At 38.5% G+C, this 13,341-nt stretch carries 9 protein-coding genes; 4 read left to right on the plus strand and 5 right to left on the minus strand.

Annotated features, from left to right (window positions below):
* Positions 1–6: 6 nt before the first annotated feature.
* The 5 genes from QPK98_RS13650 to QPK98_RS13670 all read right to left on the minus strand — a co-directional run bounded on the left by QPK98_RS13650 (position 7) and on the right by QPK98_RS13670 (position 5,821).
* Positions 7–780: a formylglycine-generating enzyme family protein gene (locus QPK98_RS13650; protein ID WP_310994020.1), complete on the minus strand. Its 774-nt coding sequence runs from the start codon at positions 778–780 to the stop codon at positions 7–9.
* A 5-nt stretch (positions 781–785) separates the two neighbouring features.
* Entirely contained in the window at positions 786–2,252 is a 1,467-nt protein-coding gene (gene nirK, locus QPK98_RS13655) for a copper-containing nitrite reductase (protein ID WP_310994021.1), read from the minus strand.
* 86 nt (positions 2,253–2,338) lie between these two features.
* Complete coding sequence (locus tag QPK98_RS13660) at positions 2,339–3,625, minus strand: alginate export family protein (RefSeq protein ID WP_310994022.1); 1,287 nt, start codon at positions 3,623–3,625, stop codon at positions 2,339–2,341.
* A gap of 103 nt (positions 3,626–3,728) precedes the next feature.
* The gene (gene hemN / locus QPK98_RS13665; protein WP_310994023.1) at positions 3,729–5,093 is read right to left on the minus strand and encodes an oxygen-independent coproporphyrinogen III oxidase; all 1,365 of its coding nucleotides are present in this window, start codon (positions 5,091–5,093) and stop codon (positions 3,729–3,731) included.
* A gap of 173 nt (positions 5,094–5,266) precedes the next feature.
* Complete coding sequence (locus QPK98_RS13670; protein WP_310994024.1) at positions 5,267–5,821, minus strand: RNA polymerase sigma factor; 555 nt, start codon at positions 5,819–5,821, stop codon at positions 5,267–5,269.
* A gap of 115 nt (positions 5,822–5,936) precedes the next feature.
* Between QPK98_RS13670 and QPK98_RS13675 the strand changes: the two genes are divergently transcribed.
* From QPK98_RS13675 to QPK98_RS13690, 4 genes are all read left to right on the plus strand, one after another.
* Positions 5,937–7,073 carry a FecR family protein gene (locus QPK98_RS13675; RefSeq protein ID WP_310994025.1) on the plus strand — a complete coding sequence of 379 codons (1,137 nt, stop codon included), beginning with the start codon at positions 5,937–5,939 and terminating at the stop codon, positions 7,071–7,073.
* Between the two features lie 98 nt (positions 7,074–7,171).
* Positions 7,172–10,672: a TonB-dependent receptor gene (locus QPK98_RS13680; RefSeq protein ID WP_310994026.1), complete on the plus strand. Its 3,501-nt coding sequence runs from the start codon at positions 7,172–7,174 to the stop codon at positions 10,670–10,672.
* A 12-nt stretch (positions 10,673–10,684) separates the two neighbouring features.
* On the plus strand, positions 10,685–12,097 hold the full coding sequence (locus QPK98_RS13685; protein WP_310994027.1) for a RagB/SusD family nutrient uptake outer membrane protein: 1,413 nt from the start codon (positions 10,685–10,687) through the stop codon (positions 12,095–12,097).
* 84 nt (positions 12,098–12,181) lie between these two features.
* Positions 12,182–13,213, plus strand: a complete 1,032-nt coding sequence (locus tag QPK98_RS13690) for a redoxin family protein (RefSeq protein ID WP_310994028.1) — start codon at positions 12,182–12,184, stop codon at positions 13,211–13,213.
* Positions 13,214–13,341 lie beyond the last annotated feature (128 nt).

Below are 13,341 nucleotides of genomic sequence, written 5' to 3' on the forward strand. Positions count from 1 at the left end.
CAATTCTTATTTTTCTGCATCTTTAGCACATCTGAAACCTAAGTTTTGTGAGCTAAATCTAGCTTCCATACTACCGCGAAAGGCGAAACGCATAAAAGCTGCATAATTCATTAAATCTGAGGCGCCTATTGCTGCGCTTCCACAGAAAAGGTTGGCATCTTTATCAACATCTTTTCTAGACTCTCCAGATATAAGTACTGTGTTAAAGTCTTGGGTCCATTCCCAAACCAATCCGTGAAGGTCGTAAATGCCCCAATAGTTTTTAAAGGTTTCACCCACGGGTTTGTTATAGGTTCGTGGGGTTTCATACCAATTTAAAATATATTGGTTATACGATTCAATTTTACGTGCATCTGGTACGTCTTCATTTGCCATTGCAGCAAACTCCCATTCGTCCATGGTTGGCAAGCGCTTACCTTGGCATTCGCAATATTTTTTTGCGGCAAACCAAGAAATATTATTCACTGGAGCATTTGGCAGACCCGTAAATGTAGTGTCATTGGTCCATTTTGCCAGATAACTCTTATCTGCAAACAAACTTTTTACATTGCTCTTTTTCCATTTTGGGTATTCCTGAACAAATTTTAAATAATCTGCATTGGTTACAGGAAGTACATCCATCATAAAAGAGTTGACTTCTACTTCTTGATCTTCGGTACCGTATAAGGGTAAATAAACACCGCCTTTCACCAATGCCATAGTATCATGCTGTGCGGTTACTTTACAGAATAATGTAAGGCTCAGGAAAAAAACGGTGCTATATAATTTCAATCTAAACAATTTCTTTATCTGTTTCTAACGGCTTCCACCATTTGTGGAGTAACTTCTTTTTTGGAGTTGCCCCAGCTGTTATAAACGTAAGTAAGTACGTTTGATACTTCTTCGTCACTAAGTGCCTGTGCGGTCATTACGCTGTTGTATTTTTCGCCATTTACTGTAATTTCACCAGTTAAACCGTGTAATACAACGTCAATAGCACGATCAACATCGGCATTTAAATAATCTGATTCTGCAAGTGGAGGGAAGGCACCTGGAATTCCCTGTCCGTTTCCTTGGTGACAAGCAACACAAGTGGCCATATATTTGTCTTTACCAAACTTCATTTTTTCTTCAAAGCTTAAGGCTTTAACTTCTTCTTTTGGCTTTTTTCTATTTAAGCTTGGCATAGACTGGATTACACTACCTTCAGGAAGGTAAATACCTTCGTGTATTTCTCCAGCAAAAACAGTTTCATTTTCTTCACCTTCCACATTAAGCATAGCCAGCGCCCCTTTATTAAAGGCTCTAAATATAGAGTGGTCTACGAGAATAAAAGTTCCGGGAACATCAACCTTGAATTCAACAATGGCAGCACCTCCAGCTGGGATGAGTGTTGTTTGTACGTTGTCGTTTATGAGGTCTCCACCTTCAACATGAACTCTGTCAAAGATTTCTCCAATTACGTGGAAGGATGACACCAAATTCGGTCCTCCGTTTCCTACAAACAAACGTACGGTTTCGCCTACTTTAGCTGTAATAGCATTGTCACCCGTCATAGCGCCAACGTGGCCGTTAAACACAACATAGTCTGGGTTTTCGTCTATGGCTTTCTGCATGTCAAATGCTTGCATCCCGCGATCTCCGTAGTCTCCTTCGGTGTAAAAATCACCTTGCATGATGTAGTATTCTTTGTCAACAGGCTCTAGACCTCCTTCTGGCTCTACCAAAATAAGGCCATACATGCCGTTGGCAATGTGCATTCCTACAGGTGCCGTTGCACAGTGGTACACGTATAGTCCTGGGCTAAGTGTTTTAAATGAAAACACTTTTTCATGACCTGGCGCAACAAATGAAGATTCTGCTCCACCACCTGGGCCATTTACAGCATGTAAGTCAATGTTGTGCGGAAGCTTATTGTCTGGGTGGTTTTTGAGATGAAACTCTAATTCATCACCAACTCGAGTTCTAATAAAGCTCCCGGGAACGGTTCCTCCAAAGGTCCAGTACACATATTCTACCCCGCTTACCATTTCACCTTCGCGTTCCTGGATTTCAAGATCGACAATTAGTTTTTTAGCCTTTCGTTTTCCAACCGGAGTAGGAACAAATGGAGGCGATGTAAGTTCGGCTACCATTTCCTGGGTTACCGGAATTTCCTCTGCTTTTTCATAGGTTTTGTCTGACTGGTCGTTAACACAACCCGATAGTAACGCTACGGTACCTAGGCCAAGTAGCGTTTTTGTAATTAAATTCTTTTTGATAGTTAATTTCATGTTGATAAGGTATTTGGTTTTTAAAAAATGATGTAAGCCTTATTTGTTTGCTAATGCGTTTTTGAAAAGCCTACATTGGTTTGGTTTTAAATGATTTCTTTATCTATTTTAGGTTTTGGTTTTTGCCAAGTAAAAATTACGGGATCTATATTGAGCATCACCCAAGCCCAGTTGTTGGAATTGCCATCAAAGTTATTTTTTAAAATTTCAGTGGCTTCTGAAGCGAAAAACTGGGAATAACCTGCTTTAACATCAACAAAATCGTTTATTTGCAACGAAGTTACAAAATCCAATTCAAAGCCCAAATCCTTCGAATCCACTTCACGTATAGTCTCTGCAGCAAAAAATTGATGTACACCAAGGTTTATATTTGCCTTTTGGGTTAAGGAATATTTTATGTTTCCGTGTAAATCCATCAGGCCTACATTGTTAAAATGATTGCCTACATAAAAGTAATCCATGTATCCGTTAAACTTATGGTTTGTTCCATAAAGCGGATTAAAAGCCTTGTTTTCTCCGTTAGAAGGGGCTCCGTATTTATTACCACTCTGCAGTTCACCACCTAAACCAAGGCTTAGATTTTCTGACGCCGAATATAAGGCTTCCAATGAGAAAAGATAAGCATTAAGTGAATTGTTTGAAATATCTTTTCCAAACTGATAGTAAAGATTGGCATTAAAGTTAAACCTGTCTGCTTCAGCGTTTAAATGCATACCTGCCGTTTGGCTGTAGCGGGTTTCATTCTTTAATGCATCTTCATCAATATATTGTAAGCCATTATTCAGAAAGAGAAAGCTTGCGCTAAATTGGTTCCAGTCCTTATGCAACCATAAATACTGTAAGCTTTTATAAGTGTTAGTGGTGAGAATATTCCCTGCTAAAGACTCGCCATCTTGATTAAAAGCACCACCAAGGTGTAGTTTTATGGTCTTGGGTTCATACTTTATAACAGCGGCATCGTGACTTCTCCCTTGCTGTGCCCAGCCTACGTTTCCTAAAAAACGTTGATCGTCATAAATTATTTCTTGGCGACCTACCTTTAAGGAAAGTTCCGGGACCAATACAATTTCAGCCCAAGCTTGGTGAAGTGAAATGCCATTTTTATCAGATGCATTTAACTGTGGAACATCTCCCCATACCCGAACGTCCTGCGGACTCAAATACACTTCAAGATTTTCAGTTTTATACCTAAAATTTAAACGTGTTCGCTGCGAGACAAAGGCTGCTGGTTCGGTATTATTTGGAAAAAGCGTTTTATACCCGTGCCGATATTCAAAACGCGGTCTTAATTGGGCATCTACAGTAAACTGTGAATACACTTTGTTTATACCTAAAAAGGCAATGATTATTAAAATACTTCGGAAGCTGCTCATTGGTCCTATACTTTTATTTATGACACAAAGGTCAGAATATAATTCGCTGCTAAAAATGACGAATGTCATTAAATAGCGATTTAGATAGATTTTTTTCAGAAAGTTACACTGTCATTGAAAACAGTTGCGTGTCTGGTTGCTTACGTTGTAGGAGGAGGTCGAATGCCATACATACATTGCGAACATAGGGGCGACCTTTTGTTGTAATTTGAAGGCCGTTGGCTTTAATAGTTACCAAGCCGTCTTCCTGCATTTCACGTAACTTTTTTAATGTTGAGGGTAATTCTTCAAACTGCATAGCCCGATCGTTCCAAGAGGTTTCTAGATGGCACATTATGTTGAGGATGTGCTTGCGTATAAGCAACTCTTTTTTGTTTAAAAGATGTCCTTTATGAATGGGCAACAAGCCTTGTTCTACCATACTTTGGTATTCTTCAACGTTTTTTACATTTTGTCCAAAACTGTACCAGCTATCACCAATGGCCGAAACCCCCAGGCCAATCATTAATTGAGTTTTGCTTTCGGTATAACCCATAAAATTTCTATGGAGCTTATTTTCTATAACAGCTTGGTATAGGCTATCGGTTTTAAGAGCAAAGTGGTCCATCCCAATTTCTATATACCCGGCTTCTTTCAATTTGTGTTTTCCTGCCTCGTACATTTCTCTTTTTTCCGAAGCACTCGGTAAGTCTTCATCTTTAAAACCGCGTTGGCCGTTTCCTTTAATCCATGGAACGTGAGCATAGCTGTAAAAGGCTATTCGGTCTGGCATTAGCTCTTTGGTTTTTTCAATTGAATGGAGCACGTGTGCTTTCGTTTGAAAAGGAAGTCCGAAAATAATATCATGTCCTACCGAGGTATATCCAATGTTTCGAGCGCCTTCTGTAGCGCGTTTCACGTTTTCAAAAGGCTGGATTCTATGAATTGCCATTTGAACTTTAGGGTTATAATCCTGAACACCGTAGCTTACACGTGTAAAGCCGCATTGATAAAGCACCTGCAAGTGATCTTCAGTTGTATTATTAGGGTGGCCTTCAAAGCTAAATGAAGGGTTTTCTGCCATTGTTGCCTCGCGAAAAATCCCTTTAATTAAAATTTTTAAGTTTTCTGCAGAAAAAAATGTTGGCGTACCTCCGCCCAAATGGAGCTCTTTAATAATAGGACGCTCATTAAACATCTGAAAGTATAGCTGCCATTCTTTTAAAATAGAATCTAGATAGGGAGTTTCAACCTTATGGTTTTTTGTAATCCGCTTGTTGCAGCCGCAAAAAGTACAGAGACTTTCGCAAAAGGGAAGATGAATGTAAAGGCTTATCCCTTCAGAAGAATTGCTTTCAGAAAAACTTGTTGCAAGGTTTGTTTTCCATTGTTTGAGTGTAAAATCGGCATCATTCCAATAGGGAACTGTAGGGTAGCTTGTATAACGTGGGCCGGGAACGTTGTATTTTGAAACGAGATCTGTGTGCATGGACTTTATCAATTCTGTCCAAAATTAGTTTTGTCATAAAAACTATAACATGATAAATGTCACTTTTCTGTAATCTTCTTTTAACGTTTTAATGGGGCTGTAAAAGTATGCTGGATAACCGAATTAACCTTCAAGGGTGAAAAAAGATCTAGAGTGAAGCTTAAATTTAACTATTACTTGTTAAGGATTAACCATAGAATTAAACCGTCCTTAAAATCGTCGCGAATCTTGTTAAAGGCAATTCGCATTTGAGCCTCTACCGTTTTTATTGAAATGTTTAAATGGTCTGCGATTTCTTGGTATTTATAGCCTTGCATTTTAAGTTGAAGGACTTCACGACAACGTGGCGGTAAGGTTTTAATAATTTTCTTTAGGCGTTCGGTAGCTTCATGCAGTTGGTTTTCGGGCTGTTGTTCCTCCTGTTCAAGTGCTTTGTATTTTAACTCTTCAAGCAGACTACTGCGTTTGTTTTTTTTTCGAATGGTCTTTAAAAAGGAGTGATAGCCCATTTTATAAAGATAACTTTTCACCGAAGTATGCACCTCTATCTCCTCGCGTTTATTCCAAAACTTAACAAAGGTTTGTTGTGCAATCTCTTCAGCCGAATCAAAATCTGGGGTATAGCTTCTGAGATAGGTGCAAAGCGGCCTGTAGTATTTTTCAAACAAAGCTTTGAACGCGGGTTCACTTCCTTGTTTTATTTCGGCTATTAAATGGTCGTCGTCCATTGTTTTGTCCCTGAATTTTGGGGTTCGAAGTTAGGAATATTAAAATTACTTAAAAAAAACTTAAGGGTAAATCATTTTTCCTGCATCATAGGGGTATAAAAGAGAAAAAACAGATTTGAAAACCCTAATTATTAAATATTTGAACGAAACCATTTCAGAAGCGGAAGAGCTCCAGCTTATAGAATGGTTGCAAACTCCTGAAAACCAAAAGACATTTAAGGAGTATGTAAAAATTAACCATCGCCTCAACAAACTTTCAGCAACTGTAGATTCAGATGCGGCTTATAATAAGGTGATGACAGAAAATATTGAAACTAAAGAAAAGACAGAAACCCCTGTAAGAAAACTTATCCCCAATTGGCTAAAATATGCAGCTGTATTTGCGGGAGTGGCAATTATTGGATACGGTATTTATTTTAACTCCCCTCAAAAGAATACTGTAACGGCCGCTCCCCAAATTACATTGCAATTAGATGATGGAAGCATCCGTACGGTTGATGAAACTACGGAAACCGTTATTGTTAATGCAGATGGCAGCAGTATCTCGCAGCAAAAACACGATGAACTAATCTATACCGATAATTCGGCTTCGCATACTTTAAAGTACAACACCTTATCGGTTCCTTATGGTAAAACCTTTAAGTTGCTGCTTTCTGATGGCACAAAAGTGGTTTTAAATGCGGGTTCAAAATTGAAGTTCCCTGTTAACTTCATATCTGAGACTGACCGAAAAGTCTTTTTAAATGGGGAAGCATACTTTGAAGTAGCCAAAGATCCTGCACATCCGTTTACCGTAAGCGCTAAAGATATGGACATTGAGGTGCTCGGAACCCAATTTAACGTGACCTCTTATACCGAAGATCAAAAAACCTATGCCGTTTTGGTTGAAGGAAAGATAGCTGCTCATGATAATGCTTCAGCTGGTGATCGTAAAATAGTAAGCCCAAACGAAAAAGTATTTATTAAAGATGGTGGCCTGCAGGTTGAGCCTGTTAAGGTTGCTAAATATATAGCTTGGACCCAAGGGGAGTTAGTTTTTGTTGACGATGCGTTTGCTGTAATAGTAAATAAGCTGGAGCGCAAATTTAATCTTGAAATTAAAAATAATTATACCGAATTAGCAACTATAAATGTTACCGCAACTTTTACCAACGAAACCATAGAAGAAGTTTTAAGCACTTTTCAATCCTATAAGAATTTTGATTATGAAATAAAAGATGGAACTGTAATAATCAACAGACCTAAAAAGTAATACATATTAAACGAAAAAAGGAAGATGCGCCAACACCTTCCCTTTTAAAATAGAATGATTCAACCTTATTACCAACAAAGTAAAATCGATGTAAAATTATGAAAAATGAACCAATCAAGAGTGTACTATTGTACATTTTCAACACCAATCATTTAAAGATGAAACTAACATTTGCGTTATTGCTCATTAGTCTTTTTCAAATGACGGCCTCTACAAGCTACGGACAGAACAATAATGTGTCTGTTCTTGCAGAAGGAGCGCCACTTACGCAAGTTTTTCAGATTATTGAAGATCAAACGGACTTTCACTTTTTCTACAACAGCAAAGAAATTGACGTTAGTAAACGAATGGTTTTTTCCGCAAAAGATATACCTGTAATTGAGGTTCTCCAAAACCTTTTTACCAACAGTGATATTTCGTATCAAATTTTAGGAAATCAGATTGTTTTAAAAAGAGTGGTGAAACCTGTAGGAAAAAATCTGTTGCCGTTTCGGAACCAAGCACCACAGCAACCTGTAACTGGAACAATCACCGATAGAACAGGAATGCCGTTGGCGGGTGTTACCGTTCTTATTGAAGGAACCCAGAAAGGAACCGTAACTAATTTTGATGGGGAGTATGAAATAACCTTGGCAGAAAGTGAAAATGTCTTGGTGTTTTCTTCACTAGGTTATAAAACCGAACGTCTGGAAGTAAACAACAATGCAATCATCAACCTTGTGATGGAAGAAGATTTTAGTCAACTGGACGAGGTGGTTCTAATTGGTTATGGCGAACAAAAACGGGAAGACGTTTCAGGGGCTGTTTCATCTGTAGATACAGAGAGTGTTGTACAATCTTCTATTGGAAATATTGGTTTTGATCGCGCTTTGGGTGGCTTGGTTCAAGGGGTTCAAGTATCTCAAGGCAGCGGCCGTCCTGGATCTCCTGTGCGTTTAAACATCCGTGGTATTACTTCGCCTCTTTCCTCGTATGGCCTTAACCAACCTTTATACGTTATTGATGGCGTTCCTTTTAATCTGGATGCAATTGGCGGTGCCAATCCACTATTAACGCTTAACCCAAATGATATTGAAAGCTTCGATATTCTAAAAGATGCAGCAGCAACTTCTATTTATGGGTCAAGAGGAGCTAATGGCGTTATCCTTATTACTACAAAACGTGGTGAGCGTGGTCAAAAACCAACCATCTCATTTTCTACTTCAACCTCTATTGCGGAGCCTATAAACACTTTAAATGTATTAAATGCCAAACAGTACAAAGGTTTTTATGACCAATTAATGAAAAACTCCGTAAACGCGATGAATGCAGGGCAGTTAGATCCTTTTTTCTCCTTTGACCTTGCCAATATAGCAAACGTAGACTTAGATTTTGATACATTTTTAGTAAGCTATGATGGCCTTCGCGATGATTACTTCGGAAATGCAGATACAGATTGGAACGATGTTGTCTTTAGAGACCCTGCCGTTACAAAGCAAGCCAACTTCAGTATTAACGGTGGTGGAAATAAATCGAATTACTCCTTAAGCCTGTCGGCAATAGACCAAGAAGGACTTGTGGTAAAAGATAAATTGAAGCAGTATAACTTAAGCATGTCTTTAGATAATGACGTAAACGATTATATTAAAGTAGGAGGGTCGGTTAATGTGAGCCACACTGAAGCTAATTCTGGAGAAGATTCAGGCTTAAGCCAGTATAATGTGAATACCTCTATTGCCCGTGCCCGTCCAGACCTACCTGTTTATGATGAACTGGGAAGACTTCTAGGACAGTCGGACTACAGCTACCCTTTTGAAACCTTTGAGCCTAACCCATTGATGCGACTTCAAAACAAAAACAATAAGAAGTCGTATAACCTTATTGGTAACTCTTATGTGGAGATTGAACCGATTAAAAACTTAAAAGTTAAGGCAGACGTTAATGCAGCTGTTTTCTATAACACTACAAGTATTTTTACCCCAAAAATTACACAGACCGATTTTGTAATATTCCCGAATGATTCATATTTAAGTGAATCTGATGGTTTGGTTTCTAATATTACTACAAACCTTACTGCAAATTATGATTTTGATATTTCTAGCCATCATTTCAATATTCTTGCTGGTTTAGCTTGGGATAGAACAAACTTTAATAATAAAAGCCATTTGTACGTTGGTTTTCCAGATGATGAAGTTTTAATAAATGCATCTTCTGCCGAATCGGTACTTGGGTACAGTAGCAGACGTTTAGAAACGGGCTTAAACTCGATCTTTTCAAGGTTGACCTATAACTTTAAAAACAGATATAGTGCCACCATCAACTTTAGAACGGATACTTCGTCTAAATTTGGACCAGGCAATAAGCGCGCCTATTTCCCTTCAGTTTCAGCAGGATGGAATATTGCCAATGAAGATTTTGTTGCTTCAGAAAAGATCAACAACCTTAAGCTACGTGTTAGTTTGGGCCGTGTAGGTTCTACAAACGTTTCAGACTTTGCTTACCTACAGTTTTTTCAAACTAATACCAGCGATATTTATAATGGAGGTTCAGCGGTTATCCCATCTGATAACTTTCCAAATGTAAATATTGGTTGGGAAACCACTGAAGAAATTAACCTTGGTCTGGACTTTGCTTTCTTTAATTCAAGACTGCGTGGAAGTGTAGATGCTTACAGCAGAAAGACAAAAGATGCATTAGTGCGTACACCGTTTCCTTTGGAATTGGGCCCCAGCAATTACTTTTCTAACTTCTTAGATGTTTCAAACAAAGGAGTTGAGGTTAGCATAGGAGGTGATATTGTTAGAACTGATGACTTTACCTGGAGTGCTAATGTAAATTGGGCTTTCAACAGAAACAAACTAGATAAACTAAAAGGAGCGTCTATAGATCCTTTCTTATTAGATTATTTTGTAGAAGGCGAACCAGTAGGAACCATTAAAGGTTATAAAGTGGTTAAAATTTTCCAGGATCAATCCGAAATAGATGTGCTAAACCAAAATGCGCCCGACGGAATTTACGACAGAATGTCAACAGGAGCAGGCGATTATATGTATGAAGACATTAATGGCGACGGTGAAATAACTTCAGACGATAGAACAATTATCGGAAACATACAACCTGATTATTTCGGTGGTATTTCAAACACATTTAGATACAAAGCCTTTAGTCTTTCGGCATTGCTACAGTATTCAGTTGGTGCAGAGACCATTTGGGATGGCGTTGCTTTTGGAACTTTTAACAGCCTTGGAGAAAACAAGTATAGCGAATACGCACTAAACACTTGGACTCCCGAAAACACAGATGCAAAATATGCACGTGCACTTTACACAGACCCTTCGGGTAGCAGTCGTGTTTCAGATAAATATCTGTTTGACACTTCTTACCTAAGACTGAAGAGCTTACAGTTAGCCTATAATTTTGATTCCCAATTAATGGAACGGATAGGTTTTGACAGCGCAAGACTAATGCTTACTGCTAGTAACTTGGTTACTTGGACTAAATGGCCGGGAGTTGATCCTGAAAGTCTTTCAGATAGAGGTGCTATTACAGATCAAACCTCTGCGGAAGATCCTTATCCATTGTCAAAATCATTCTCACTTGGTATCCAAGTTCAATTCTAAAAAAACGAAAAGATGAAAAAATATATAAACACACTTAAAAAACTTTTAATCTTAGCTATTGCAGTTACTATTTCAAGTTGCAGTATTGACGATATAGAACCTATAAATCAACTAACTGTTGAAAATACGGTTCGTGATGAAGCCTCAGCTCAATTGGTGCTTAACGGTATTTACGATTTAGGACGCGCTTTTGATGTTAGTTTCTTTCCACTTCATTTGGCCGCTTATGGCGATGAAGGTGTAAGTACTTTTCTTAGTGGAGATAGTGGTTTTAACACCAATGAGGTACCTGTAGAAAATAGATTTTTGACCAATCTTTATAATGGGCATTACAAAATCATCAACTCTGCTAATTTTTTAATTGAGGAGTTGGAAGCAGGAAAAGCTTTGGGAATTTCAGAAGAGCGTAAAGCTGGAATGATTTCTGAGGCCAAATTTCAAAGAGCTTTTGCTTACTTTAATCTATTGCGCTATTTTGGACAATATTATGATGCAAGCTCCAGCTACGGGGTTGTACTACGCACTTCATTCGCAACCGATTTGGAGTCAACTCCCCGTAGTTCGGTTCAAGAAACGTACAATCTAATTGAAGCCGATCTAGAATATGCCGCCGAAAACGGACCAGTTTTTATCGAGCATTTTTACAGTGGAAGCCTAGCTGCCAAAGCTTTATTGGCAAAGGTTAAACTGTACGAAGGCAAGTATGCTGAAGCGGCTACCCTTGCCCAAGAAGTAATAAATAACGGCGAAGGTTATGCGCTGGAAATGGTTTATGCCGATGTATTTGCAAATAGATTTAACTCTGCTGAAGTTATTTTTGCGCCCTTCGCTGGTCCAGGCGCCGAAGGTGGAAGTAATATGAATTTGGTTAGCCGGACTACGTACAGCGAGTATTTTCGCGCGTTGGCCGATGCCCAAGTTGGTGCGGATAATGATGGTAGCCTAATTGGTGAGGGCTCAGATTACGATCCTCGTTTTAGTTTTGCGTATTCCGAAATAACACAAGGCGTAAACGCAAATGGTAAGTACCCGTTTGCTGACAATGCAAGTTCACAGGGCAATACCATGTATCATTTGCGTCTTTCCGAAATGTTTCTGGTACATGCAGAAGCAGTAGCTCGAGCAGGTGGCGATACAAACGTTGCTTTGCAAAGCCTAAATACTATTCGAGAAAGAGCAGGGGTGGAGTTAAAGGAATTTACAGATGTGGCTACTTTATTGGAAGACGTTCGCCAAGAAAAATTATTGGAACTTTCCTTTGAAAACGGCGAACCACTTTTTGACCTTGTACGCTATGATGTGCTTGGAAATTTAGATGCATCATCCATAAAACCAACCTTAAACAACGAAAGCAAATTTGTACTGCCAATGCCTTCTCAAGTATTGATTGGTAACAACGAACTGGTTCAAAACCCAGGATATTAAAATTTTTTTACATCTAGCAGGCATCAATGCCGGGCATATTGCAATCTTGCCTGTTAGGAGTTAAAACACATAAAATACATTCGAATGAAAAATATACTTTTAATTTCAATAATTTGCCTTTTTGCAGCCTGTAAGCAGGAACAACCGCCAAAGGACTATGCAGTAATACACGGAAAAATTACGAACCCTACGGAAAATACAGATCTTCGTCTTTTTGATCCAGTTAGTTCAGAAACCGTCATGATAGATGTTGCTGAAAATGGATCGTTCCGCGATACCTTAAAACTGAAGGAGCCTGCCTATTACAATGCGGTCTACAACAATGTTTTCAACCTTTACGTAGCCAATAATATGGATCTAGAGGTAAACTTTGATAGCAATAAAATTGCTAAAACCATTGCCTTTGAGGGAAATGGTTCAGAAGAAAATAAATTCTTGAGGTACAAAAGCAAAAAAAGAACCGAATTAATGGGGGCCAATTACAAAGAATACCTCGGTCTTGAGGACGCAGCATTTAACGAAAAAACTTCGGCTTATTCAAAAGATTTGCTTGAAAAGCTTGAAGCTGAAAATTCAGGATATAACGTTGCTTTTATAGCTTCAGAAAAAGAAAACATTGCCAATTTTGAAAAGAGCATTCAACAGCAACATCAACAACAATTGGAAATCAATGCTGCTTTGAGTCCGGGAATGGCGTCACCGCAATTTACCGATTACCTAAACTATGAAGGCGGAACAAATTCACTTTCAGATTACAAGGGTAAATATGTGTATATAGATGTTTGGGCCACATGGTGTGTTCCGTGCATTTACGAAATGCCGTATATGATTGAAATAGAAAAAGAATACGCAGACAAAAACATTCACTTTATCGGCCTTTCTATAGATCGTAAAAAGGACGAGGACAAATGGCGAAAAATGATTGTTGATAAAGAATTGATGGGTACCCAGTTATTGGCCCACAACGAAATTAACTCGCAATTTATTCAAGATTATTACATACAAGGTATTCCACGGTTTATCCTTCTTGATCCTGAGGGAAACATTGTGAGCTATGACGCACCACGCCCGTCAGAGCCAAGATTAAAGGAACTGTTTAATTCACTGGATATTTAGATTTTTGTTTTTTTAGTTGGTTAGTAGTTTTTCCGGGAGTATGCTTTGATTTGTTTTCATCCGGAATTGCGGAAATTAGGGTCAATGATTATTTTGATTTGACCCTTTTTCTTAACCAATTTTAAAAC

Source organism: Aequorivita marina (assembly GCF_031631895.2).
Classification (GTDB): Bacteria; Bacteroidota; Bacteroidia; order Flavobacteriales; family Flavobacteriaceae; genus Aequorivita; species Aequorivita marina.

Bases quoted from the DNA above. Each gene is read 5' to 3' on its own strand.
- QPK98_RS13670 (WP_310994024.1), bottom strand. From the start codon at position 5,821: ATGGACGACGACCATTTAATAGCCGAAATAAAACAAGGAAGTGAACCC.
- QPK98_RS13690 (WP_310994028.1), top strand. From the start codon at position 12,182: ATGAAAAATATACTTTTAATTTCAATAATTTGCCTTTTTGCAGCCTGT.
- QPK98_RS13680 (WP_310994026.1), top strand. From the start codon at position 7,172: ATGAAAAATGAACCAATCAAGAGTGTACTATTGTACATTTTCAACACC.
- nirK (WP_310994021.1), bottom strand. From the start codon at position 2,252: ATGAAATTAACTATCAAAAAGAATTTAATTACAAAAACGCTACTTGGC.
- hemN (WP_310994023.1), bottom strand. From the start codon at position 5,093: ATGCACACAGATCTCGTTTCAAAATACAACGTTCCCGGCCCACGTTAT.
- QPK98_RS13685 (WP_310994027.1), top strand. From the start codon at position 10,685: ATGAAAAAATATATAAACACACTTAAAAAACTTTTAATCTTAGCTATT.
- QPK98_RS13660 (WP_310994022.1), bottom strand. From the start codon at position 3,625: ATGAGCAGCTTCCGAAGTATTTTAATAATCATTGCCTTTTTAGGTATA.